The organism is Undibacterium sp. GW821-FHT07F11, assembly GCF_059418665.1.
This window is the reverse complement of sequence record NZ_JBWKQH010000003.1, coordinates 537,177-561,286: the sequence shown is the minus strand read 5'-3', so window position 1 is coordinate 561,286 and position 24,110 is coordinate 537,177. Positions and strand designations below refer to the sequence as shown.

Sequence of the window (24,110 nt, the reverse complement as noted above, 5' to 3'; positions counted from 1 at the left end):
CGATCTATTCAAAGTCGCCAGCAGCGCGGCGTTTAAAGTCGGGCACTTTGGCCCTGAGTGGTTTAGAGGAAGGTGCAACGACAGGCTTGCCGAACAAATGTGCCGGAATCTGCCCGCACCAGCAGTGCGCAACCATTTCTAAGTAGTGACGAATAAACGGCGACATCTGCTCAAATGGCACCGAAACATGCAAAGCGGTGTGCACCTGGCGAAGTTCGTCATCTGTGGGTTTTGGGATAGACATGATTTTTTGTGACGTCACGGTAATTTGTGCTGTTCTTCAATCAACAACTGGCGGCCTTCCTGCAGCAGCCGCACATTGCGGCAATATTCCTGCTCGGCTTCCACGTCCCCCAAACGCTCTGCAATGCCCTGCAGACGTTCGTTTTCCGTGACGCCCAGGCTGATAGCGCCCATCAGGGCGACGTACACTTGATTAGGCAATCTCATTGCGCTGCCCCCTTAAAAAGTTGAATTTCTGTTCCCGCTGACGGTCGCGGTATTCCTTGGCGCGCTGGGCTGCACTCTTGGCATTTGGCTTGCGTGGGCGGCCCCGGCCGGGCTTGTTAAAAATGTCGCGGGTAAAATCATCACCAGGCTGTTTCATGCTCACCACTCCCCGGCAAGGCCGCCAAGATCGTGGATAACTTCCCCTATCAGGCTGCGGTTATACAAACGGCTCATCATTGGGCCGCGACGGGATGACGCCAGCAGCTTGTGTATCTCTCGCGCTAATACAAAACGGGTTGCAAATGTCAAACGCATGGTGGCCTCCAAAAAATTTAGGCAAAAAAAGTCCCTCACGCCTGAAAACAGGCATGTTCACTCATCAAAAACGGGTTAGGGTAGGGCGGCTAGATCAGCGTCATCCGACAGCCAAGTTCAGCGACAACTGGTTCAAGGCAGCCTGCCTGGCATGCCTTGATATAGGTATCCTGACCTTATAGTCTGGTGTGGCAGACAAAGACAAGGTGCGCAATACCTCAAGGCCAGCCACAAACACATGGCCGCAATCGACGTTATTGCAGCGGTACGTGATTTCTTTAAACATGGGTGACATCGTGCGGCTTTTAATGGCGCGCACACCTTGCGTGCAATGAGGGCATGGCAAACCGATTACTCTCATTCCGTTGTCCTTTCAAAATCTTCAAGTGAAACCAAATTCATTGCGCGCCCGCTGCCCGTCATTCTTTGCATACCCAGGCGCAAAAAACGCTTGGCTAAAAATTCAGCCGTTTCATCAAGGTCACGCAGCCCCCATTGAACACGCACTTTTTCAAGTATTTCTAATTCAGCGTCCGTGAAATCGGTATCGAGTGAAGGCATCTTCTTGTTTCGTCTACTTCAAAATGGCCTGATGGTGTCTGTCAAAGTAATTACTTTGCAGATAAGATTTCTGGGACTTGCTCGCCCAGCAAAGCGATGGCTTCGCGCAAGACCAGATCACGCATAAATGCTGCAGGTTGATCGCCCTGATAAGCGGCCATGGCTTTGATTAACTCAAATTCATAGTCATCAAAGCGGATCATCATTTTATTGGTCTTGATGCGTCTTTTATCTGCGTACATGGCGGCCTCGCTTATTTGGAGTCAGTAAGTTCACGTTCGTAGTCCGCCAGGCCGCGCAAATAGACCATGCGCGCAAAAGCAGAACGGGAACGCACTTCCTGGGCGGCGTATTTGTCTGTCTTTGCCATTTCTTCAGCAGACAGCCGCAAAGCGAGAGGGAGAGCCAAAGGAATTTTTGGCGCACGACTAGCAATAGAGGGCAGGCTCATAATGTATTATTAAGAGTAGTTACAGGGTGTAGCTAATATATAAGTCAATTGAATTCATGTCAAACAATATTTTAAGTCAAATGACTACATTGGGCGGAAGGCTGAAGGAAGAACGCCTCCGCATTGGGTTAAATCAAACGGATTTTGCAATACTCGGTGGCGTCCAAAGAGATGCCCAGCTCAAATATGAGACAGATAAAAGAACGCCGGATGCGGCTTATTTCGGCGCGCTGTTTGCTGCAGAAATCGACATTCAATACATCATCGCGGGAGTGAGGTCTACCAACGCATTAAGCAAGGATGAAACTGAATTACTTGATGGTTATCGTGGTCTTGATATCCGTGGAAAAGCAGGCGTCCTGGGCATGATCAGCGGCATGGCCGCGCCTCAAGCAATCAGTGGAGCAACCAATCTCGGCAAAGTAGGCCAGCAATTCAACGGAAATATTACGGGATCAAAGACAGTAAATCTGATCGGGAAAAAAACAAAGAAGTAGAAGCCGACAACAGCCAAACGATTGACATAGAAGCGAGTGTCGGCCAAGCATACTTGGGCCATTTTAATGAAGCACCAAGACTAACTACGTACATGCATATCAACGTTGGCTCAGAAACTGAGCCAACAAAACTACAAATCCAAACCGCAGATAAAAGAGCTGACGTCACCGTCATGCCGCCGCTGGCGATACACAACACGATCTGCAATAAAAAATCTGATGACGACTGCGACAGTTGCCGATCTGGGGCGCTGAGTCAAAATAAACTCAAACGCACAGCTACCTATGCTCTTGCTGCCTGGGCCGTTATGACCTGCGCCGTTTTAATGACAGTAATCATTCCTGCCAGAAGTCAGACAGGGGTTGATCCTATTTCATCCGACCACTGCTACATCAATGGCGCCCATCACTCAATTGGCACAGTAGTGAGAATGCAAAATGGTGAATATAAAGAGTGCCGGCAAATAAGCAAACAAATTCCTCAATGGGGAAGTTTGAGTAGAACCAAAATCAAGTAAAAATTTGCAAAAAATAACATTTGTTTAATAAAAAACAACGCCAGTCAATTAAAGAAATGAAATGTCTTATTATCATGTACTATGAATCTATGTAACTAGATGTAACTTCAATTTTCCTTGTGAAATGAAGTCAGAGACATCCTTGTTACTTGGTTAAATTGAGAGAAAAGAAAGGAAAATATGCGCTACTGGTGGGTTAATCAAAATCAAACGCATAAAGAAGAGGTTGCAGGCGGATTTATGTGGTCGCCAAAGGTCAAATTAAGAGGCGGCAGGAATCCTTATTATGACTTTATGAAAGAGGTCGAGCCAGGCGATGTCGTTTTCTCTTATTACAAACAGCAGATTCGCGCTATAGGGATTGCTACCGCAAAAGCCATATCTGCTCCAAAACCATTGTTTAAAAACGGCAGCGAGACATGGTCTGATGAAGGTTGGTATGTCAAAGTTGATTTCTCAATACTCAAACTGCCACTAGCCCCTAAAAGCCACATAGCAAAACTGCGTGCAAAGATGCCTGAGAAGTATGCGCCGCTTCGTGAAAATGGCGATGGAAAGGAATTCTATTTGACGCTTTTGCCGGATGAATTGGCATTGTCTATATCTCAGTTGATTGGACGTGAATACGGCCAGATCGTTAAAAATTTGACTGACAATGCAGACTATGAAGAAGCAGAAATTGAATCCTCTGTTTACGCGATAAAGGGCCGCACAACCATCGATGTCACTACGAAAGAACAACTGATCAAATCCAGGCGGGGGCAGGGGATATTCAAAGCGAATGTGCGCTTAAATGAAAAAGGCTGCCGTGTTACTGGGGTGACGGATCTCATTCATTTGCGGGCGAGCCACATCAAGCCATGGAAAGACAGCACGGATGAAGAAAAACTGAACGGCTGCAATGGATTGCTATTGGCGCCGCATGTTGATCACTTGTTTGATCGCGGGCTGATTTCGTTTGAAGATGACGGCCGTTTACTTGCTTCGCCGGCGCTTGATGCTGCTGTACTTTCTGCCTGGGGGCTCGCTTCAAAGGTGAATGTAGGCCCTTTCAATACAGAGCAAGTCGTATTCTTGAAATATCACAGAGAGACCGTGCTTAAAAAAATGTAAGAAGCGTGAACCGTTGAAGGATTTTCTAATGCAAGACTTATTATATAAGCGTAGCAGTGATATGCGTGAAGCGAGAATGGGTGCACTCAGTTTTTAGGACTGGAATATGGAAAAAAGATATCAAGTATTTGTAAGCTCGACCTTTGCTGATCTAAAAGAAGAGCGGCAATCCGTGATGCAAGCATTGATGGAATTAGATTGCATACCCGCGGGCATGGAATTATTTCCAGCAGCAGATGAAGACCAATGGGAGTTTATAAAAAAGGTTATTAGTGATTGTGATTACTATCTATTGATCATTGGAGGCCGTTACGGGTCAACTACTGATGACGGCATTAGCTATACAGAAAAAGAATTTAACTATGCTGTCGAATGTGGGCTGAAAGTTGTTGCTCTTATTCATGGAAAGCCAGACGATATCCCGCTCAGAAATTCGGAACAAGATCCTGATTTGCGAACTAAGCTTGTAGCATTTAGAGAAAAGGCGAAGACTGGTAGATTGGTGAAATTTTGGGAGACTCCGGAGGTACTTGCTGGCCAAGTTGCTTTAAGTATGACTCAGACAATTAAACGATACCCTGCTGTGGGGTGGATACGCGCCAATTACGCGGCTAGCGAAAAAATACTTGCAGAAATAAATGATCTTAGGAAAGAAAATGCTGAGCTTAAAAAGTCACTCAAAGATTTTCATTCAAGGCAAGGCGTGGTATTTGCAGATATCGCAGATTTTGACTCCCAATTCACAGTGCACGGCACTTATTTTAGCACCAATGCTAAGGTTTTAAAATTCACATCGACATTATCTTGGAGAGAATTATTTGGTTTGTTGGCACCGGAATTATTTGAAAGTCCAAATGATGCATATGTAAAAAAACGACTCACAGATCTACTTTCCCAAAAAGAGAAAATTAGCAGCGTAGGCTTCAGTCAATCTATTGACGATCAAGAATTTAAAACAATAGGGATACAGTTCGTGGCATACGGGCTCATTACTTTTAAGAGACTTCAAGCAACAGATGGTCATATAGCGCTTTATTGGGTATTAACTCCGAAAGGCGAACAAGCAATGATTGAAAGTCGCATGATTAAGAAGGGTGAAGATACATCGACTTAGGATAGGAAAAATGATAGTTGAAAATGGGGTAGTTTTAACATTCAAACATCGCGCAATGAATATTTTTACTAAAACTCAAATTACTAGATTGGTGTTCTGCGATGCGGAATAATATTTCAAGCCCTATTTGGCAAAAAGGTTCGTCAGAGGACGGGACAACAGATTCTGAACGCTATCTTGCAAAATTAGCCCGGAAAACGTTTCTCAATTTTTGGAGTTATTCGAATCCTTATACTGACAAAAATGGCGGAAGAGAATTATGTGACTTCATGATTGTATTCGGAGATGATATTGTCATTTTTTCTGATAAACACTGTGAATTTCCTGACATCGAAAATATTAAAACTGCCTGGTTTAGATGGTATCGGAGTGCCATTGAAAAGTCGTCAAGACAATTACTTGGCGCCTCCACATTTATTGAACGGTACCCCAATCGAATTTATTTGGACCCTGGTTGCAAATATCCCTTGGAGATACCACTCCCTTCTTCTGGAAAACAGAAAATACATTTAATCGCAGTCACTCGAGGATCTGCTGATGCGTCAGCAAAATATTGGGGAAATGGTAGCTCAAGTAGTTTGCTGATTAATACTACAATTGAAGGAAGTGAGCATGAAGCACACCCATTTATGGTGGGATGGCCAATAAAAAATCGACGTTTTGTTCATGTGCTTGACGAATTAACACTTGATATTCTCCTTGGTGAATTAGATACCGTATCTGATTTTGTCAGTTACCTAACAAAAAAAGAAGAATATATATCAACTGAGGGGGTCGACTTTATCATTTGTGGCGAGGAAGAATTACTCGCCTCCTACATTTTGCGCCCTAATGAGGAATACATAGGATATTCGTTTCCGCCGATTCCGTCAGGCCACGAAATGGTTCGATTTGATGAAGGAGTGTGGAAACGTATTGTTCAGAGCGATGGATATTTTGCATGGAAAAAATCGTTTGAGATTAGTTATGATTGGGATCGCCTCATTGAGCATCAGACCTCACACATCCAAAAAGGGACGGCTGCGGTTCTAGAAAAAAGAGGAATCGAATTGCTGGATATCTGTGTGCACGAACGCATACTAAGGGCAATGGCAGAAGAGGGGCGTGTTGCTAGACGAACTCTCGCCGAAGCTCATAGAGAATTACTAACAAGAAAATGTTCGGAAAACAGACTAGTTAAATCGATTGTTATTCCCAATCGAACCAATCGAGCTTATGTGTTACTGGTTTTGAAACAGTCAACTTGGCAAAATTATGAAGAATATCGAGAGGCGCGCAGACTGTCACTGGCTGGCTTTTGTCGAGCCATTAGATTAAGGTTAGAAGGAATCAATGAGGTAGTCGGCATCGCGTCTGAACAATCTAGCTCTTCAATGGTGACGCAGGACTTTGTGTTTTTCCAGTCTGAGGGCCCAATCACTGAAGAAGAAAAAGAAATGGAAGTTGCCACTTTGCGTGAAGCAGGTATATGGAAGCCAGATTGGAAATGCGTTTAACTTTTAGCTTACAACGGCGTGCGGTGACTGGAGCCGTGGGGGGGCGGCCTCTCGTCTTTGTTCCCCTCCTCCAATAAGCAAAAATAGCAGACTGTCTTTTTTGACCGTGGGATGGGGGCAAGTCTGACATTCGTACATTTCCTACCCGGAGGGTGATAACTCCGTTATTAATCGCCCATACCCACTATTCGCTACAAAGCAGTGTGTAATGGTTTACCTCTTCAATTTCGGTAAATCATTATGAACGATTGCTTGAGAATTTTTCAGAACTTGCGGATCTTCGGTTTCAGTTCGTGAGGTAAAAGGTCCTATTTTCGTTTCAAGAAAATCAAACCACTTTCTGCCGAGAGCATCGATAAAATTTACCAAATCGTTGTTAGCTCTAGAACTATATGCAGGCACCCATAGAAGCTTTGGTTCGTCTATGCCCGATAGTTCAACATAACGATTGACAGTTATATAGAGGAATGCATCAATTGAAGAGTAACTGTTTTGTAAAATATCACTAACTAATGAGCGAATTAAATGTGGACTGATCGACGTAAATCCGTCATTAACCAAAATTACTATTCCTGTAGAAGTTGTAATGTTGAATTTTTCTTTAGTTTCTTTAATCTGTCTGTTAGCTTTCTTCATTATTCGAGTAAGCGACGGGCGAAAAATTCTGACAAACTCCAATTTAAACCAGTTCGGATGTGTTCCATCCCCACCAAGCATAGCGGGTCGCCAGTCGGGGTCCTCTACCATTAATCGTTGCATAAGCGCATCAAACTCGCGTTTGAAGGCATCAGACGACGAAAACTCCGTCACAATCTCCTTTAGTTCCAGAACTATGGATTCGTTAGGGAATAGAAAATCTGCGTTTTGAAAATTTCTGGGTTCTGGAACCAAGTCCTCTACAACTCGCCCGTCAACTGAACGAACAAAATCTCTCCATGTTTCCTCTACAGGTATAGGATCGTGGGGGCCATTTTCCCAAAAACCTGGAATGTCTTTATGCATGTCGGTCGCCAATCAAAAAAATATTACCAGGTGGTCACTAATCGCAAGTGTTATGAGCTTTTCCTTAGCATATCATCAGAGGCAAGGAGTCAGGTCTAACATTGCTACATTTCAAGTCTTGCGGGCGATTACGTATTGCTTGTATGGTTATAAGTGACGATTTCTGGGAAACTAGAAAGCGTTGGGGTGGAGGGACAACGCGTTGCATCTGCAGTTTTCACTGACAGACTCGATTAGCATAGGCAAGGGGTCAGGTCTGACATTCAAACATTTAACCCGGCGGGCGATTGCGCGCCGCTAATCGCAGCTACACGGGTTAGGTGCCATTGAATAACTTTATTCAATGGCTGACAATATCACACACATACCGGTGAGTATGAGATGACAATAGATGAACTAAATAGAATTTCCTCTCTACCAGATGTATTAGGTAAAAAACAACTTGAGGAAGAATTTAAGTTACTGGTAAATGCAATGCAGCAAGAGCCAAAGAGAGATCAGAATTTAACTATCATGTCTGCTTTATTTGAGTTAGCAGAGCGTCAATGGGCGACTTATGAATTGTTAGCTAGTGAAATTAAGGAACAAATCGAAGAGTTGATACTAAAAATCTGGGATCAGAATGATTTGGATTCTACTGAAAAGTTAGTTGGTACCATAGCTCATTTGGGATTGCCGAAAGCTTTTTCGGTTTTAATTTTGACAGATCCCAAAGATTTAAATAGTGAGATAAGAACAGAAATTGCTTCAGCCATAGTTGAATTTGGGGATAACGTTAGTGATCCTTATTCAGGCATGAAATAAAGCCGTGAAAGAAACCGCAGCGGCGCGGGGTCAGGTCTGACATTCATACATTTCCAACCCGGCGGGCGATTACGCGATCTAATCGCCCCTACGTGGGCTCACATCCAGGCAAACTATAACTTATGAGTCAGTTCTATTTTTTACCACCTAAATACATCGAAGATGAGCATGGTGCGTTGGGGGAATGTATCTCTGGAGTCCTGTACCTCATCAAGGCACGTGGTTCTAGACCAAATGACGCCTTTACTGCACTCAGTATATTCGATCGACTATTTAATGGATTAGGGCAAGGTGGGGAATCTGTGGATGCATGGGAGGTTTCACGATGGAAGCATCGCAACCTCGTCGAGATAGACAATGTTTCAGGCGATTTTAATGAAAACGACTTCATAGTTTGGGTGGACGAATCCTCTTACTTTAAACCTAACTGGCGTGTATATGAAGAATCTGAGTTTAAAAGAGTTTTTGTCGAATGTTGCCGCAATTTTATAGTTGAAAATCCTGCTTTTTTAGAGGATGTATCTGATGCACTTGCGGCAAATGGTTTGAACGTTGATTGAGCCTGTGTGGGCGAGGGGTCAGGTCTGACATTAATACATTTTCAACCCGGCGGGCGATTATGCGCCGCTAATCGCCCTTACGCGGGCTGGTCACTTCGCCATATGCGCAGCTAAACTTAGTTACACGGGCTTATTCCACCAGCGCGGACAGGTTTAGCGGGAAATTAAATATTATTTTTCCTAGTCCAAAACGGCTCTCCGTCTACGGCTTCATATTCCTCCAAAGAGCGCTTCTTATCCGTCATGAACCCGGGCATGTTCGAGATGACAATTCTGATCGGTTCGTATTGATATCCCGGATATGATTTAAATGTTTCGTAATTCATTTTTGTCGAATCTTTGCAGTGCGTAAAATTTTCAAAATATTTTGAAAATAGCCCTGCAAGCGTTGCTTGTTTTGGGTCTAACCATGTTTTTGATGACGGTTCAGTTATTCTACTCAAATCAATTTCGGAGATAGGCACATTTGCAAATACGTGTTTGACCTGGTCCATCAAGATTTCTGCACTGGCCAATTCGTCAATACATAAATACTTACGATATAGCCTGTCCGTCAAAATAGACCAATCCTGCTCAGGGATCTTATGAACAACATATTCCTTTACGCAATCGAAAAAAAGCCGGACATCGGCAGCGGGACCAAGCTCACATAGCGATGATCCACCCAAAAAAGCAATTATCTTCATTTTCATTACTCGGTAGATTTGATTGGAGTTAGTGGGCGCTGGGTCAGGTCCGACATTCATACATTTCCAAGCCTTGCAATTTAGTTAGCTTATCATTATTGCTCTAACTCTTCTACTGGCCTCGCGTCCTTTTCCTCCAGCCCCTTCCTCGTCTCCATCTCCAATTGCGTAGTAAACCCCTGCGCCGTCACGATGTGCGTGGTTTTGACGATGATCCAGTCTGTTTCCCCAATAGGTGCTTTTAAGCTGGGGATGCGCACCCCTATCATTGGCGTAATGTCTGGTCTGCCCAAGGCTAGGGTAAATTGCAGAGTGGCCTTGCCACGCTTCACCCGGTTCATTTCTGCTTTTGCTGCTTGCTCTGCCGCCTCTTGATTGGGGTAGGTGTGCCGCAGGCGTTTTGGGTTGTCGTCTTCGCCTATCAGTTCGCTTTTTTCCTTGGCGTCGTTGGGGTCATGCCATTGCGCGCGCACGCCGCTGTAAGCGTCGCGGCTGGCGGTGTGATAGCGGTGTTTGTCGCCGTCGCGGCGTTCCAGGGTGATGGTGGGTAGGCTTTCGCCTTTGCTGTTGCTGCCCTCATCGATAGGCAAGAATAGCAGGGCGTCTTTTTTGACGGTGGCCACCGCATCAAAGCGTTTGCCCAGCCGGTTCAAGAAATTAATATCTGATTCATTGGTCTGGTCTATGTGGTCGATGACTTTACCCTGCAGGCTTTGGCTAACCTTGGGCGTTAAACCATTGTCTTTGGCAATCTGGCCCACGATGTCGGCAACGGTTTTTTGATCAAAGCTGCGGTCTTTGCGGGTGCGTACTGGCTTTGCCATCTCTGCACTGCGGGCGCGTAGGACCAGCATATCTGGCGCGCCTTCGTGTTCCACCTCATCCACCACAAAGCTGCCTTTATCCACCATGCCGCTATGTTCCCAGCCTAGCTGCAAGGTGATCTTGACGCCTTTACGCGGGATTGCCACGCGGCCATCACTATCATCAATGGTGATGTTCAGCTCGTCCACGGCATTTTCTCTGGCCTCGGTCAGTGTCAGGCTGACCAGGCGCGGGTAGATTTTGCTGGTAATGTCTTGGCCGTCCAGGGTGATGGCAAAGGCTGGTTTGTTGTGGCTCATTCTAAATCTACCTCTTCCCATTCAATCACATCATCGCCCAGATCCGGGCCGCCGGTGTGCGGGTCCACTTGGTCGCCTAAATCTACGCGTTTCAAGTTGATAGAAAAATCTATCCTCTGGGGCATGCCGTCATCCAAAAAGGTGTTTTTGCCCTTGGTTAAGTTGGTGATCAGAAACTGCCCGTATATCCGCCCGGTGCCTTCCACCAGCACATAAGCGTCACCAGCATCGCCCATTTCTTCCAGGTCATCCAAAGACGCCGGGTCACCGGCAAAGGCCGGGGCCATCCAGCCAGACAGGGTGATGGTGTTGTCACCTGGGCCTAAAAACTGGTGCGCGTCGCGCTCGCCCACGCGGCTGGTGTTAGGGTGCTTCCATTCGATTTGTTGCTGGAATTCCTGATACGCGGCCGTGGACAGGCTGAATACAAACTGGCCTAAACTCATCATCATCTTGGGTTGTCCTCCTTACGATTCGTCATAGTCATGCATGGCAGACCGGCGCTGCTGTGCCTGCTGGCGCTCGCGCCTGTCCAGCTCGGCGGCTACGGCTTTGGCAATGGCTTGCGGATCCATGCCAGCAGCCGGGTGAATCTCAATATGGATATTGCTTGTTGGCCTTGGACTGCTGTCTGCTCTGGCCGTGCTGCCTTGTTGCTGCACAGGTGGGCGGCGGTCAAACTGCAGGGGCGCTGCTTGGCGCGGCTGTTCCAGCGCCAGCATGGGCGCTTGCAGTGGCAGCAGCGGCGCTCCAGGCATGGTATAGGCAGGCTGCTGTAAGGCCATAGCGGGCGACATGGCAGCGGCCAGGGTGATGCCTGCGCCTATTGTTTTCATCTGTGCCGTGACGCCTTGCAGCTTGCCCAGCGGCATGGTGGAACCATCTGCAATGCCGTTTGCCAGCCCTTGCATGCTGAATACGCCCAGCTCGGTAAACACCACGCTGGGGCTGTGTATGCCTAATTTCTCTTTGAACCAGGACACAACGTTATCCGCCATGCTGCTGATGGTGTCGCGCACCGTTGTGGCCGCGCTGGTGATGCCGTTCACCAGGCCTTGCATCATGAAGCTGCCAAACTCGGTGAACTTGGCCGGGATGTCTATCCTAAAATAACCCAGCACGCCCGCCATAGCGCGGTGAAACAATCCTAAAGGGCTCCAGTTCAGCAGCAGTGCACCTACGCCAGTAATACCGCCGTTAAAGGCCTGTTTGACCTCGCCCCATAGCCCTATGAAGAACGCGCTTACCCTGGACCAGTTGCGATAGATCAGGTAAGCCGCCACAGCAATGGCCGTGATTGCCAGGCCTATGGGGTTCATGAGCAAGAAGCGGCCCGCCACCAGGAAGGCACGGCCCAGCCACATCACGGCATTACCAGCCAGGCGCAAAGCTGGCAGCAGGCCGCGCAACCAGCCACCGACACGGGCAAGGAAGGGGCCAATACGCGCAAAGGCCGCACCCAGCCGGGCAAAGGTGCCAGCCAGAAGACCGCCACGCAGTCCCAGCATGACCATGCCAAAGCGCACCAAAGCCAGTGGCCCCAGCAGGGTGGCAAGCACAATCGTTGCGCCACCCATCACGACCAGGACAGCAGCCAGGCCAGCAAAGCCAACTGCCAGCACCTTGTTGATGGTGGTGTGTTCTTTCATGAAGGCGGTAACTGCTTTTAAACCGCTCGCCAGTTTTTGCAGGGCGGCGCTATAGATGGGCAATACCTGTTCGCCTATCTCTTTCTGTGCACTGCGCATTTTTGCCAGGGCTTCCAGCTCTTGCCCCTTGGCGGTGGTCTTTGCGCCTTTGTCCAGGGTGTCTATGTCTGCCGCACCAGCGTTTAACCTGGCGTTTTTGTGTATCTGCTCGCGCTGCAAATACATCTGCGTGAACAGGTTAGACGCCGTGCGGTTGGTCATGATGGTGGCAATGGTGTCTTTGATGCGTTCCTGGTCGGTGATGCCCTTGGCGGCCAGCTTGGGCAGCAAGACGGTTTCCAGCCAGGCCATAGGGTCAGATTTGAGCAAATCACCACGAGCAAGCGCGCCTGGCTTGATTTGCTTGATCATGCCTATTTTGTTGTATTCCACCTTGCTAGTATCAAGCAAATCCAGCCTGCCCATTTCTTGCGCGGCGCGTACCGTGGTCTTGCCCTGGTACAGATTGGAATAGGCAGACATCAGCCCGGTACCAACGCGGTGGCCGCCCATTTCTTGTATAAGCGGCTCCATCTTGTAAAAGAAAGCTTCGTCCTGCAGGGACTTGGCCGCCACGCCGCCTGTCTTGATAAAGTTCAGCCATTCATTGGGGCCAACGCGGCCGCCAGTGGCGGTAAGTACCTTTTGCACCAGGTTGGCTTCATGCTCGAATTTTTCTTTACTGGCAAGGCCGCCGCGCAGCTCGATGACCTTCAGCATGTTCATGAAGGTCTGGCCTTTCTCTGCGCCTTCTTCTTCGCCATACATGGCGGCATTGGCAAATTTCATCTTTGCCAGCGTGGGCAAGACCATTTGTGCGTGGTGCAGGTCGGCAAATACCGTCAATGAATCGCGCATCAGTTCCAAGTTTTCAAGGCTGCTGGTGCCGTAAGTCTTCATGGCCTGGCTGTACTGGATGGCATCAGCAGCGGTTTTTGCACCCAGGCCCAGGGCGTGGATGCGTTGTATCTCGGTTTCAAAGTGCTTGGATTCGCCCAGGGATTTGATGACCGGCATGCTCATAGCCGTGCCTGTCATCACCATATCAAAGCCTGTTGACTTGGCGTTTGAGGCGGCCATGCGGGATTTTTCCATGCGTTGCTTGGCGGCTGATACTTGTTCATGCCGTCGTGCAAGCTCTGTCAATCGGCGCTGTTGTTCTGCTATCTGTGCATTGGTGGCGGCCATGCTATTGCGCAGGCTGCGTTCATGGCTGCTTAAATTGCTGGTGCTGATGCCTGCCGCGTGCAGCTTGTCGCGCAATACCTGCAATTGCTGGCTTTCGCGCTGGTGTTGTTCTTTGATCTGGCGGGCGGCGGTTGTTGCGCGATTAAATTCCCGCGTCATGGTGCGGGTAGGGTTTTGGGTGGCGGCCATCTGTTCGGCCAGCTCTTTGACTTTATGGCGGGCAGCATCGAGCCGCCCGCCAGTCTCACGCAAGCCGGTATGCAGTTGCCTGAAGCCGGAGATGGTCTTTTGTTGGGTGTCCAGGTCTTTGAGTTTGTCGCGTAAGGCTTTCAAGGCCTTGCCGCTGGCGCTGGACTGTCCCATGATTTTTTTTAGAGGCGCGGTGACGCGCTCTATCATGTTAAACACCACTTGCAGCTTCAGGTCACGTTCTGACATTGTTACTCCGTACTGTTGCGGACTCTGGCGCGTTCACGCCAGTCCATAAGTTCCAAAAGGCTTACATCATCCATGGCAGACGGCGGCCAATGAAACACGATAGCCAGGTCTGCCATAGCGTCTTCTACTCTTTCTGGAATGCCATGCGGTCCGCTTTCTTGACTAAAAAAAGCGATACCTCCGAGCCAATTTCTACCAGGTCGGCCACGTCCAGATTAGCGACATCTTGCGCAGTCAGGATAGGCGTGGTGATACGCGGTAAAACTTGCTGCAGGGCGACGACGTTCATTTGTCCCAGCTCGACCAGCGAGACGCCGCGCAGTTCGCCCGCCCTTGGCTTACGCAGGGTAATGGTGGTGATTTCTGTATCGCCGCGTTTGATAGGTTCGTCCAGGATGATGGTTTTTTCTGTATTGCTCATGGTGTACTTTCTAAATTAAAGGGTGGGGTAGGGGGCTTAGGTGCGCTTACATGCCGATAGCGGCGCGCAGCTCGGCACGGCGGTCAATGCCACCGACGATTTCAACGCCGTTGATAAAGTCGATTTCGATAATGTCCTGGCCGTTGATAATCAGCTTGTAATAGCTGCAGGTGGTTTTGTATTTCTGGTCGCTCTTGTCGGCCATCTTGGCGCTGCCCATTTCGATTTCTTTATGGCGGCCGCGAACGACGATTTCCACGGCGGTGACTTCTGCAGTGTCATCATTCTGATAAGCACCGGCAAAGCGCAATTGCACGGCGTTGTGAGTGACGGCACCATATTGCAAGAGCGCATCGACCAGCAGGCCGCCTGCAGTCCAGTCGAGTTCAATTTTTTCTGTGTGGTAGTCCACCTCGATAGGGCCGGACATACCGCCCGCGATGTATTCCTCCATCTTGCGGCTGAGTTTGGGCAAGGTCAGCTCAGGCACCAGGCCCAGATAATTAGCGCCGTCATTGAACAGATTGAAGTCCTTTAATTTGCTAGGTAATCCCATGGTGTATTCCTTTTATTTGGTCAGGGTTTAGGTGGTGATTTGCTTGGCAAAGTCAGCCAGGTAACGGTCTGTGATGCGCTGCTGCAGTACCAGGTCTTCAACTGGTGGTACTGGCGTGTAATCGTAGTCAATCGTCAGTGAACCAATCTTCAATGAATCTTTGCTGTTGGCGGCTGAATCGAACCAGGCTTTACCGTCAATAATCAGCCCTGCCGTTTTGAGTGCACGGAATTTGGCGTTAATGGATTCAATCAGGTCACGCACCAGGGACGGGTGCATGGGCTTGTCCACGTAAGAGAAATGCACCTCTGCAATGGTGTCAGCCAGCACTTGCGCGGTGCGGGTGTAGTTCTCAAAGAAAAAGAATTCCGCTTCCTCTGCAGTACGTGAACCCCAGAAACGGTACCCGGTTTTATTAATCAAGGTGGTGACGCCTGCAGCGTTCAACACACCGGCATCTGTGGCGCTGCTTTGCAGATCCCAGAACACGTCCCGCGCTATGCCGGTCGGGCCATTCACCACGACATTGGACAGGGATTTATGCCAGCCTGTGTCATTGTCAATCTTGGCGCGCAAGCCCAGGGCATAGGCTACGGCCGGTATGGATGCGCTGGCATTGCTGGCGGTGTCGAAGTGGACAAAGTCAGGCCAAATAATCATGACTTCACGCTGGCCGAAGTGCTGGCGGTAGGCGATGGCCGCTTCCTTGGTCTGTGCGCCCCAGGCGCTGGCATACACAAAGGCGCGCAGCTTTTGGGCAACGGCGGCTAGCTCGGTGGTCACTGCCTGGGTATCGAGGCCAGGCGCGCCCAGGATGCGCGGCTTAACGCCAAGCTTAGTCTGGGCGGCCAGCAAGGCTTTAATGCCCGTATATTGGCCGCTAGCTGTAACAGTGCCGACTACATTGGCGGTCTGGATTGCTTCGTCTTCGTCAGCATCTACGCGTACCACGATGGTCACAGGGTTGGTTTGCAGGCTGATGGCATTCAAGGCTTTTGCCAGCGTGCCGGTGTGGCCCGCTTTGGCAATGGCGGCCTGTACATTGGTGATTAACACCGGGACATTCAGGGGAAAGGTGATAGCGTCTGCATCGTCCGCCGTGGCCACCAGGCCGATGACTGCGGTGGAAACGGTGCGGATTGGGCGCGTGCCTTCGTTAATTTCGATGACGCGCACGCCATGGTGATAAGTTGTTGCGGGCATTGTGTTTGCTCCTGTGGTTGGTGAAACAAATAATTAAGCAAGGATGGCTGCAGCGCGGCCAGGCTGGATCAGCCCGGCAATTTCCAGCGCCTGCAGACCGGGTGTGGCTTCGGCTGGTTTGATCCAGTCTGAGTTTTCAAGGCGCATCACCCAGGCCTTTAAACTGGCGTTGGCATCTGCAGCGGCAAGAATGGCTGCGGTTTCGTCCTTGGTGAAGCGGTCAAGGAATTGGCCGCGTGTCAGGCGGTTGGGTGCGGGTATCGTTACATCCACCGACCAGGTAAAGGTCTGCACGGCCGTGACGTCGGTCAGCGCATTAACGGCCAGCTCGGCGGCGTTGCTGGATAGGCGTATCGCTTCACGCTCGGCCAGCACGATATCGATATCCCCCAGATTGCCCCAGCCTGCAGCATCGCGTTCCTCTGCGCGTTGCTTCTTCCAATCTGTGGCGGTAATCAGCCTGGCCGCTTCATCTTTGATTTGGCTGCAGCGGGCAGCTTTGGCGGCCGTCAATGCTGCTTCCAAGTTCAGGGTAACGGTGGTTTTACCCTTAGAGACTTTAACGATGCAATGCGCCAGCAAGGCTGGGTTAAAGCCGTCCGGAGCAGGTACCAGGCGCACGCCGTCCCACGCCTGCAGGTTGTCGTCCTGGCTGTAGCCGGTGATTTGATTGGCGTTGTCAATGATAAGTAGTGTCATCTTATTTAATCCTCCTTAGTCCTTAAATAACCAGATAGCCCAGCGTCATGTAATAGCTGCCGGTGCTGGCGTCTGTGAAATAGAGCGGGCCGTTCTGGCTGCCTACGGCTTTGTGTGCGGTTGTCAGGGTGATGTAGCTGGCCCCGGTGGCCGCTGCCAGTGCCTGGCTACTTGAGCCAGTCAGATAGAAATAAGACGGGCCAGCGCCGCTATACGCGCCTGACATCGCCAGCATCAATATCTTGCCGCCGATGGCCGCGCCGCTTTGTGCCGTGCTGGCAGCATAGGTGCGCTGGAAGACGGTCATTTTGTTGGTGAACAGCCATTGATACAGCGCCGTTGCTGTGGTGGTCAGTGCTGTGGTGATGCCAGTATTGCCGTGCAAGGCATTGCGAACACCGGCATCACCAAAGAAAGTGCTTGCCAGCGTCGTGCGGCCTGCGGTGATTTCGCTCGATACAAAATTCCAGGCATCTATAGCGGCGGTGATATCCGCGAACAGGTAAACCATGATGCTGGTCAGCTTGGTGTACAGCGCATTCATGGCAGCACTTGATTTAGCTAATTCGCGCAAAGCAAGCAGGCTGGCCCCTATAGCATCTTGTGCTGGTGTATTGGCAGCAATTGCGTTTAACCAGTTGGTGCTTGCATAAATCAAGCTCATGGCCGCCTGCACGCTGGCAAACTTGTCCATGCTGGTGCGGCTGGATGCGGTCAGCGTCAGACAACCAGGTATCGCGGCAATGTAAGGCACCAGATAGACAGCTTTAGTCTGTATCCATGTTTGCGTGACAGATGATGCAATGATGTCTGTCCATGCCAGCGTGCTGCCAAGCAGTTTGGGGCGCAGTACATCGTCTTGCAGTGCCACTTGTATGGTTTTGGCTTCATCACTGCACAGGCGCTGCCATACACTGCGGTGGCTTGCATCTGCCAGCCAGACATCGATATCAGCGCTGGTCATGGCATCAAACAGGGCCAGGGTGTCGCGACCTATCAATGGGGCATTGATGACCTTATCCAGCGCACCAAACAGCGCGCCATTAATCACAAGGGTGTTGATGTTGGCTTGTGCCAGATCCGTGCTTTTAAGCACGGAACTTGCGCGGGCGATGTACTGGTCGCGGAAGTCGGCTAAATTAGTTGAACTCATAACATTAATCCTGCAAAAACAAGAGTGGTAAGGTCGTCAATCTGGGCTTGCAGATTGTCGGTAGTGGTTTTATTTGCCTTGTTAGCCAGTCCTACATTCAGGGCGGCAACATCGTTATCAATGGCCGTAAAGCTGTCACGCAGGCGCGCCACTTCTTCCGCGCCAGTGTTCTGGATGTGTGGCAGCTTGTATTGCTGGTTTGGGGTTTTTTGATCGATCATGGCTACCCTCAGATGACAATGACGCGCAAGTTACGGTGACGCGGCCGGGCTGCTGTGTTCCCTGCCAATTCCAGCTTTGCCCGCAAGCGGTCAGCGGTGATGCCGTTTAATTCATACGTGAGTTCGTGCCAGTCAGCGGCGATATCACGGCTGGATACAAAAGGTGCGGCTGTATAGACCGGCGCGCCTGCAGCTTCTGGGGCAACACTCACGGCCAGGGTTGCGCCTGCAGGTAAATAACAATCCACCACGATGCGGGCGCGCACGTTCTGCCCTGCAGGGACTAACGGGCTGATGTAATTGCCCTGGTTGGCGACCGTGCCAGCCAGCAGCGTGACGCCAGGGTGCAGCACTGGCGACAGGTTAGCCGTGCCTGTCAGTTTGGCCGTGACGCTGAATTGCCCGGTCATGGGGGCGGCCAGGCGCACCGGCTGGCCGTCATCCACGTTCATGACGCTGCCACCTGGCAAAGTGATTTGATATTCAACGCGTGTCTGTGCGCTGGGTGTTTCTACCAGGCTTAACAGCATCAAGTCGGTGACGTTGGCAAGATTGGCATTGCCCAGGGCGATGGTGCGCGTGGTGGCCGTAAATTCAGCGGCAAGCAAGCGGAAAGCCAGGTCACGGTCCTGGTGTGGTGTCCAGGTAGTGGCGTTACTCGATGACAGTAGCACGCCCACGGTATAAGGCTGGCTTGCTACCCATTGCCCCTTGTGGTCGTCATACTTGCCCAGCTCGGCAATGCTGGCAGCCGTGGTGGCATCGTCACATAAAATCACCAGCGCATAGTCCACGCCGCCAGTCAGTGAGACAGGATAATCAAAGCTGATACGGGTAGCCTGGCCGTCCACATTGATGGCTGCGGCTGAGATGCGCGCCTGGGCAATGACTTTCTGGTTAGGGATGCCGGTGCTGGTTTCGCGTATCTGCACGGCCAGCAATGAATTACCCTTGGCCGTGAACCACAAGTCCAGCCCGGCTATCTGACGATCAGCGGCCAGTGTAAAAGTTTGCGCCAGCGGGTCAGCCTTAAGGAAGGTCACCCAGCCGGAAGCGTGCACAGTGACAAGCTGTTTGACATCCTGAATTTCCACGCCGGTGCCGCTATAGATAGCCACGCCGAAACTGCCATGGCTGCCGACGAATTCAACGCGCTTGCTGCCTGCTGGCACCTTTGCCGGTATTTGAAACGTGCCGGTGATGGTGCCGGGTGCTGGTGTTGCCAGATTGGCGGCTACCACGGCAATGCCGTCAAAGCGCAGGCTTTGAATGGTTTCGCCCGCTTCAAAACCCTTCACAGTAAAGCTGACGGTTATCTGGCGTATATATTCAGCCGCTTTGCTGGTGTGGCTGATATCGCGTGTAATCTCGTTGGTGGTGTCGTAGGCTTCGCCGTTTTCAACGATCCACAGGCCCACGCGGCGGGTGATGTTTTCTGTGATGGTTTCGGTGGTGGGGCTGTTCCATTGGGTGTCAACGTCTGTCCAGCGGTCGATAGCCGGGCTTAAAACCACATCTGAGGGCAACGGGTCGAAGGCGTCGTAAGGGTTGATTTTCATGCTGCCGGTGCGCCATGGCTGTTCCAGCAGTGTGACCGGATTGAATGGCAGGGTCTGCGGCGCGGCCAGGCTGATAGAGAGCAAGTTAGGCTGCACAGATACCGGCAAGGTCAGCTCACCGCCAAAGATGGCGGCGGTTTGTGGCAAGCCTTGGTCGCGCACACTGTCGGAGATAAACGGATCTACCAGCAAGCCACGCTTTGCCGTGGCATCGCGTAGCTGGGTGCTGGATTCAAGGCGCTGCTGTGCCACCAGCTCGGTCAACGTATCAAGGCGTTTGCTATAGGCGGCCAGTGTGTCCATAGGAACCACGCGTACGCTGTCTATCATCACAGTACGCGCACCGGCGCGCCAGTTTTGTAAGACAGAGGCCAGCGGTAAGAGGTTGGCAGGTACGCTGGGCGGCCTTGGATTACGGTCTGCCGCCACGCCAGACAGCCAGACCAGCGCACCGGCGCTGTCCATGCACAAGCGGTCTATACGGGGCAGCATGCGGTTATAGCTGATCAGGATAGCCGTGCCGGCGACCGCGCCGGTGACCGTGCAGCCGTCAGCATCGATGGCGCTGGCTGGCACAGTTGCCAAATATTGATACGTCACTTTGTACGTGCTGCCTGGTGCTGGCTCTGCACCTGGTAAAGACCAGTCTATCTGCTGGGCGGTGAATTTCCAGTCCACGTCCTTGGTGTAGGTGGTTGCGCCTTGTTTCACTGACAGCACGACCAAAACAGAACCATCTTCCAGCGGGTCGAGCGCGCCAGTAAAACCGCCGTGTGCCACGTCTATGGTCTTTTGCGCTGTGATGGTCACATGCGTGACGTTTGCAGCCGGTGCGCGGTCAAAGTTCACGCGCTGGGCGGCTGTGCCTGTGGATTGGTGCGGCTCGTTCTCGATGTAGCGCAAGTCAGGAACAACGGCGCGCACCAGACGGCGGCTGGTGGGCAGTTCCACGGCAAAGCCAGACACGCGGGCGCGGCCTTCACTGACTGTATAGACCTGTTCACCGCTGGGCAGATCGTCTGCAGCGGTGACGTTCAAACCATTGACGACATACGAACCGCCGGATGAATCACGGTCATAGCGGGCCAGTGCCTGGGTCACGCCATCGAGCTGGGGCGGTGGTTCTTTGCTGCGTACGGTGCCGTCTTCAACGGTATAGACAGGATAAAAATCACCAGGCTGGCCGTCACCGGCAAAGCCCCAGGCAAGCAGCTTTTGCAGGCGGCCAGCACCGGCTTTGTCAAAGCCACGGGTATTTTGTGCGCGGTTGCGTAGCGTTGAGTCTTCCAGCTCAGTGATGATGTGCGGTTGCAGGTAAACGCCCACGATGACGATACCGACCACGGCAATGGCAAGCATTGCAGGCGCTATGCCGCGTACTGCGCCATCGACATACAGCGCGCCGGATTCGCAAGTGGTCGCGCCGGTGGTGGCATTGACGACGATGCGGGCGTCACGGATGACCGCGCCGTCTGCCAGCAATACATCAGCCACGCCTTTAACGCGGGCTTGTAGCAGGCTTTGTGTTTCGTTCAGTTCGTCAGACTGGATGACATGGTCAGCGCGGTACAGCACAGTATCAAACTGCTTGGCTGCGTCGTGCCGGTTCAAATAGCCGGGTAAGTTGATGTTTTGTTCCATGGGTGTCCTGTTCAGAATGGCAAAACGTAGCGATAGACTTGCTCAGTCGCGCCGGAACGTATCAGGCGCGGGATGTGGTCCAGCATGTAAAGGCGGCCAGGCGTCACAACCTGGGCGGGCGTGAAATAACGTTGCCCGGCTGGCAGGCCTGCGGCCACTTCGGTGCCGACGAACAAGCCCAGCTCGCGTATGTCTTGCCCCGCGCCGTCGCCATAATCAAAAACAAATTCAACTAATACCCAGCGTGATGGCGTATTGACGATGCGATACAGGTCACCGCCTGGCACTTTGATGGTGTTGGGTGCGTTAGGGTCTAACTCAGGCACAACGAATTGCTTTTGTGAAGCGACACGGCGGCCTATCTCATCCATCAAGCCAATGGCCGTGATTGGCTCGGATACGGGCGCGGCATCCCATGCAGCTAGGCCGTGGCCCCATGCCAGGTGCAGCGGGCGGTTTTTAAATTGTTCGGCCAGCTCAATGCGGCCTTGGTCTTGCAGGACTGCCATGTCAGTGCCTTTCTATGGATTTGAAATTAAGGGGTAGCAGACGGCCCAGCCGCTGGCCCACTGGTCAGCCCAGCCATAAACAGGCAGGGCCGAGCTGGTGACGCTGGTGGCTGTTCCTGGTGCAATGGCGGTGATAGGTGCAGGCATGGCGCGCGCCATCAGCACGGCGCAATAGGTTACGTGGTGCGCGTTTCTCAATGGCTGCAAGGCTGGCTGATCGACTACGCCGCTGGATAAATCGCTGATGCTGACCACGCTGTTTAAGCGGATCTCGCTATCGAGTACCCAGCTATCCAACTGCATCAAGGCATCGTCAACGATGGTGTTTAACTGGCACGGGCGATGGGCTGCAATTGGCGCCAGTGCTGGCGGTGCGTTCACTGCGGCGGTGTGCATTTCACCGAAAGACAGCTTGACGCCATCAGTTGCAGGGTCACCAGACCAGATACCAGAATCATCATCAAACAAGCATTGATCAAAGCTGGTAGCGTCAAAGCGGCCAGCGCGTAAATCAAGGCCATGGTAGAGGCGATAAAAACGGCTGTGTGCGGGTATTGATGCATTCACCACCTGGCGTATACGTGCCAGATCCAGCGCGGCCGCCGTGGTGCCTGGGTCGATGTGTACCAGAAATTCATCTTCTTCTATTGCAACCTGGTCATAGCCCAGCCAGGACAAGGCGCGCACGACACTGGCGGAGCTGCCGCGTTCCATCAGCCAGGGCAAGCCAGCGGCGATCAGCTCGGCATTGCTGGCAAAGTGCAGCGAGAATTGCGCCAAATTCCATTCAGCGGCAAGCCAGGGCTGGAAGGTGGTGGGCATGATGCTGGCAATGTTGGCCGGTGCGTCTGCAGCCGTGTCCAGAACCGCACGCGGCGCAATGCGTACAAGACTGCGCTCCAGCTCGCTGGCGTTGGGTGGCAGCAGCAATGCAAGATCAGTCACGCTACACCGCCATCTGTCAGGGCGATGGCGCCAGCGATGGCGTATTCATCAGCGGCCAGTACGGTATTGCTGGCGGGCTGGCCTGCGATGGGGAATTCAACGCGGGCAATGCCGGGCTGTTGCAGTTGAGCGGTTACCCAGGATAGGGGGACACTGCGGCCGAGGCTGGCATAGGCGGCAAGCGCAGCGGTAAAGGAAGAGGTAATTTTTGTGACGATATCAGCGGGGGCGCTGGCTTCGCGCCATAGGGTTGCCGTCACGTTCAAGGCCACAGGCCGCGCCACGGCCACCGTGACAGGCACACCCAGCGGGCGGGCGTTGGGTGCGTTCATCGCGGCCAGCACGGCGGCGCTGGTGGCTTGCGCCTGGCTGGCATCGATCAGCCACAGCACCACGGCAATGCTGCCGGGTGCGCCGTTGTTCAACCCACTGGTGACATTGGCGTCGCGCACGTTCTGGCTGGCAGACATGGCAAGCAGGCGGTATTGCTCTGCTGTGCCATTGCCAGCCAGGGCAGCAATGCGCAACTGGATACGCAAGCGGTAACGGTCGTCTGCTTCGCCCGTCAGGCGTGCCAGGTTATAGAAAGCGCCTTTGTGGTCCAGATCCGTGCCGGTGGCGAAAGCCAGCAGATTGGCGCGGGCTGCATCGTTGACGCGTCCGCGCAGGAGCATTTCACGGTAAGCAAAGGCTTCTATCTGTTTGACCAGTGGCTCAGATGGCAAGGCCAGCACATTGGCCGCGCTTGGCTGGCGTTGCAGCAAGTCTTGCTTGTGCGCGGTGACCAGGGCTTCAAAGTCCAGTTCTTCGATGACTGCAGGCGGTGGCAGCGATTTAAGATCAATCATGCTCATGCTTTCACCGTGACGGGCAAAGACAGGCTAAACGCTTTAGAGGCGCGCACCAGTTGGCCTTTTAGATCAATGATGACCTTGCCGGGTGTATCTGTGCGGTACAGCTTGACTTGTGTCAGCTTGATGCGTGGTTCCCATTTCAATAAGGCTTCAGCGGTGGCGGCATATAGGCGCACTTGTGTGGTGCCGTTGTCTGGCTGGTCTATCAATTCAAACAACAAGCTGCCATAGTCACGGCGCATTACGCGGGTGCCTATGGGTGTGGTCAAAATATCGGCAATGCTCTGGCGTAAATGCGCCAGCCCTGCGATGCGTTCACCTGTTGAGAGATTCATGCCTGCCAT

At 51.7% G+C, this 24,110-nt stretch carries 32 protein-coding genes; 7 read left to right on the top strand and 25 right to left on the bottom strand.

Annotated features, from left to right (window positions below):
- Positions 1–4: 4 nt before the first annotated feature.
- The 8 genes from AC07OI_RS09815 to AC07OI_RS09780 form a co-directional block, all read right to left on the bottom strand.
- Positions 5–244, bottom strand: coding sequence for a hypothetical protein (locus AC07OI_RS09815; protein WP_495257085.1), 240 nt, complete (start codon positions 242–244; stop codon positions 5–7).
- A 14-nt stretch (positions 245–258) separates the two neighbouring features.
- The gene (locus AC07OI_RS09810; protein WP_495257084.1) at positions 259–450 is read right to left on the bottom strand and encodes a hypothetical protein; all 192 of its coding nucleotides are present in this window, start codon (positions 448–450) and stop codon (positions 259–261) included.
- Positions 437–607 carry a hypothetical protein gene (locus AC07OI_RS09805; RefSeq protein WP_495257083.1) on the bottom strand — a complete coding sequence of 57 codons (171 nt, stop codon included), beginning with the start codon at positions 605–607 and terminating at the stop codon, positions 437–439. The genes AC07OI_RS09810 and AC07OI_RS09805 overlap by 14 nt, the downstream gene beginning before the upstream one ends.
- Before the next feature lie 2 nt (positions 608–609).
- Positions 610–765, bottom strand: a complete 156-nt coding sequence (locus tag AC07OI_RS09800) for a hypothetical protein (RefSeq protein WP_495257082.1) — start codon at positions 763–765, stop codon at positions 610–612.
- 100 nt (positions 766–865) lie between these two features.
- Positions 866–1,126 carry an Ogr/Delta-like zinc finger protein gene (locus AC07OI_RS09795; RefSeq protein ID WP_493217821.1) on the bottom strand — a complete coding sequence of 87 codons (261 nt, stop codon included), beginning with the start codon at positions 1,124–1,126 and terminating at the stop codon, positions 866–868.
- A complete protein-coding gene (locus tag AC07OI_RS09790; RefSeq protein WP_493217822.1) occupies positions 1,123–1,326 on the bottom strand; it encodes a hypothetical protein in 204 nt (67 codons plus the stop codon). The genes AC07OI_RS09795 and AC07OI_RS09790 overlap by 4 nt, the downstream gene beginning before the upstream one ends.
- A gap of 50 nt (positions 1,327–1,376) precedes the next feature.
- The gene (locus tag AC07OI_RS09785) at positions 1,377–1,568 is read right to left on the bottom strand and encodes a hypothetical protein (protein WP_422638511.1); all 192 of its coding nucleotides are present in this window, start codon (positions 1,566–1,568) and stop codon (positions 1,377–1,379) included.
- An 11-nt stretch (positions 1,569–1,579) separates the two neighbouring features.
- Positions 1,580–1,777 carry a hypothetical protein gene (locus AC07OI_RS09780; RefSeq protein WP_495257081.1) on the bottom strand — a complete coding sequence of 66 codons (198 nt, stop codon included), beginning with the start codon at positions 1,775–1,777 and terminating at the stop codon, positions 1,580–1,582.
- A gap of 56 nt (positions 1,778–1,833) precedes the next feature.
- Between AC07OI_RS09780 and AC07OI_RS09775 the strand changes: the two genes are divergently transcribed.
- The 5 genes from AC07OI_RS09775 (at position 1,834) to AC07OI_RS09755 (ending at position 6,515) form a co-directional block, all read left to right on the top strand.
- Positions 1,834–2,274 carry a helix-turn-helix domain-containing protein gene (locus AC07OI_RS09775; RefSeq protein WP_495257080.1) on the top strand — a complete coding sequence of 147 codons (441 nt, stop codon included), beginning with the start codon at positions 1,834–1,836 and terminating at the stop codon, positions 2,272–2,274.
- A 92-nt stretch (positions 2,275–2,366) separates the two neighbouring features.
- Positions 2,367–2,792: a hypothetical protein gene (locus tag AC07OI_RS09770; protein WP_495257079.1), complete on the top strand. Its 426-nt coding sequence runs from the start codon at positions 2,367–2,369 to the stop codon at positions 2,790–2,792.
- A gap of 180 nt (positions 2,793–2,972) precedes the next feature.
- Positions 2,973–3,905: an HNH endonuclease gene (locus AC07OI_RS09765; RefSeq protein WP_495257078.1), complete on the top strand. Its 933-nt coding sequence runs from the start codon at positions 2,973–2,975 to the stop codon at positions 3,903–3,905.
- A 106-nt stretch (positions 3,906–4,011) separates the two neighbouring features.
- Complete coding sequence (locus tag AC07OI_RS09760) at positions 4,012–5,019, top strand: DUF4062 domain-containing protein (RefSeq protein WP_495257077.1); 1,008 nt, start codon at positions 4,012–4,014, stop codon at positions 5,017–5,019.
- 101 nt (positions 5,020–5,120) lie between these two features.
- The gene (locus AC07OI_RS09755) at positions 5,121–6,515 is read left to right on the top strand and encodes a hypothetical protein (protein ID WP_495257076.1); all 1,395 of its coding nucleotides are present in this window, start codon (positions 5,121–5,123) and stop codon (positions 6,513–6,515) included.
- Between the two features lie 213 nt (positions 6,516–6,728).
- Here AC07OI_RS09755 and AC07OI_RS09750 read toward each other — a convergent pair whose 3' ends face one another.
- On the bottom strand, positions 6,729–7,517 hold the full coding sequence (locus AC07OI_RS09750; protein ID WP_495257075.1) for a hypothetical protein: 789 nt from the start codon (positions 7,515–7,517) through the stop codon (positions 6,729–6,731).
- Between the two features lie 381 nt (positions 7,518–7,898).
- On the opposite strand from AC07OI_RS09750, the gene AC07OI_RS09745 reads away from it, so the two are divergent.
- The gene (locus AC07OI_RS09745) at positions 7,899–8,321 is read left to right on the top strand and encodes a hypothetical protein (RefSeq protein WP_495257074.1); all 423 of its coding nucleotides are present in this window, start codon (positions 7,899–7,901) and stop codon (positions 8,319–8,321) included.
- A gap of 122 nt (positions 8,322–8,443) precedes the next feature.
- Positions 8,444–8,881, top strand: a complete 438-nt coding sequence (locus tag AC07OI_RS09740; RefSeq protein WP_495257073.1) for a hypothetical protein — start codon at positions 8,444–8,446, stop codon at positions 8,879–8,881.
- A 164-nt stretch (positions 8,882–9,045) separates the two neighbouring features.
- Here the strand turns inward: AC07OI_RS09740 and AC07OI_RS09735 are convergent, their stop codons facing one another.
- The 16 genes from AC07OI_RS09735 to AC07OI_RS09660 are packed head-to-tail and all read right to left on the bottom strand — an operon-like array spanning position 9,046 to position 24,101.
- A complete protein-coding gene (locus tag AC07OI_RS09735) occupies positions 9,046–9,627 on the bottom strand; it encodes a hypothetical protein (protein WP_495257072.1) in 582 nt (193 codons plus the stop codon).
- Between the two features lie 35 nt (positions 9,628–9,662).
- Positions 9,663–10,691: a contractile injection system protein, VgrG/Pvc8 family gene (locus AC07OI_RS09730; RefSeq protein ID WP_495257071.1), complete on the bottom strand. Its 1,029-nt coding sequence runs from the start codon at positions 10,689–10,691 to the stop codon at positions 9,663–9,665.
- Positions 10,688–11,143: a phage tail protein gene (locus AC07OI_RS09725; protein WP_495257070.1), complete on the bottom strand. Its 456-nt coding sequence runs from the start codon at positions 11,141–11,143 to the stop codon at positions 10,688–10,690. Before AC07OI_RS09725 ends, AC07OI_RS09730 begins: the two co-directional genes overlap by 4 nt.
- 15 nt (positions 11,144–11,158) lie before the next feature.
- Positions 11,159–14,005: a hypothetical protein gene (locus AC07OI_RS09720; protein WP_495257069.1), complete on the bottom strand. Its 2,847-nt coding sequence runs from the start codon at positions 14,003–14,005 to the stop codon at positions 11,159–11,161.
- A 2-nt stretch (positions 14,006–14,007) separates the two neighbouring features.
- Entirely contained in the window at positions 14,008–14,121 is a 114-nt protein-coding gene (locus AC07OI_RS09715; RefSeq protein WP_493217833.1) for a GpE family phage tail protein, read from the bottom strand.
- Between the two features lie 8 nt (positions 14,122–14,129).
- The gene (locus AC07OI_RS09710) at positions 14,130–14,426 is read right to left on the bottom strand and encodes a phage tail assembly protein (protein ID WP_493217834.1); all 297 of its coding nucleotides are present in this window, start codon (positions 14,424–14,426) and stop codon (positions 14,130–14,132) included.
- 46 nt (positions 14,427–14,472) lie between these two features.
- Entirely contained in the window at positions 14,473–14,982 is a 510-nt protein-coding gene (locus AC07OI_RS09705; RefSeq protein WP_493219860.1) for a phage major tail tube protein, read from the bottom strand.
- Positions 14,983–15,009: 27 nt separating this feature from the next.
- Complete coding sequence (locus tag AC07OI_RS09700) at positions 15,010–16,185, bottom strand: phage tail sheath protein (protein ID WP_495257068.1); 1,176 nt, start codon at positions 16,183–16,185, stop codon at positions 15,010–15,012.
- Between the two features lie 33 nt (positions 16,186–16,218).
- Positions 16,219–16,884 (bottom strand): hypothetical protein, encoded by a 666-nt coding sequence (locus AC07OI_RS09695; protein WP_495257067.1) that lies wholly within the window; start codon positions 16,882–16,884, stop codon positions 16,219–16,221.
- A 22-nt stretch (positions 16,885–16,906) separates the two neighbouring features.
- Positions 16,907–18,037 (bottom strand): hypothetical protein, encoded by a 1,131-nt coding sequence (locus AC07OI_RS09690; protein WP_495257066.1) that lies wholly within the window; start codon positions 18,035–18,037, stop codon positions 16,907–16,909.
- Positions 18,034–18,258: a hypothetical protein gene (locus tag AC07OI_RS09685; RefSeq protein ID WP_495257065.1), complete on the bottom strand. Its 225-nt coding sequence runs from the start codon at positions 18,256–18,258 to the stop codon at positions 18,034–18,036. The genes AC07OI_RS09690 and AC07OI_RS09685 overlap by 4 nt, the downstream gene beginning before the upstream one ends.
- Positions 18,259–18,266: 8 nt before the next feature.
- Entirely contained in the window at positions 18,267–21,458 is a 3,192-nt protein-coding gene (locus tag AC07OI_RS09680; protein ID WP_495257064.1) for a DUF4815 domain-containing protein, read from the bottom strand.
- A gap of 11 nt (positions 21,459–21,469) precedes the next feature.
- Positions 21,470–21,967, bottom strand: coding sequence for a BW3TFN family phage tail fiber component (locus AC07OI_RS09675; protein ID WP_495257063.1), 498 nt, complete (start codon positions 21,965–21,967; stop codon positions 21,470–21,472).
- 12 nt (positions 21,968–21,979) lie between these two features.
- Entirely contained in the window at positions 21,980–22,912 is a 933-nt protein-coding gene (locus tag AC07OI_RS09670) for a phage tail protein (RefSeq protein ID WP_495257062.1), read from the bottom strand.
- The gene (locus tag AC07OI_RS09665; RefSeq protein WP_495257061.1) at positions 22,909–23,766 is read right to left on the bottom strand and encodes a baseplate assembly protein; all 858 of its coding nucleotides are present in this window, start codon (positions 23,764–23,766) and stop codon (positions 22,909–22,911) included. Before AC07OI_RS09665 ends, AC07OI_RS09670 begins: the two co-directional genes overlap by 4 nt.
- Positions 23,763–24,101 carry a GPW/gp25 family protein gene (locus AC07OI_RS09660; RefSeq protein ID WP_422951405.1) on the bottom strand — a complete coding sequence of 113 codons (339 nt, stop codon included), beginning with the start codon at positions 24,099–24,101 and terminating at the stop codon, positions 23,763–23,765. Before AC07OI_RS09660 ends, AC07OI_RS09665 begins: the two co-directional genes overlap by 4 nt.
- Positions 24,102–24,110: the final 9 nt, after the last annotated feature.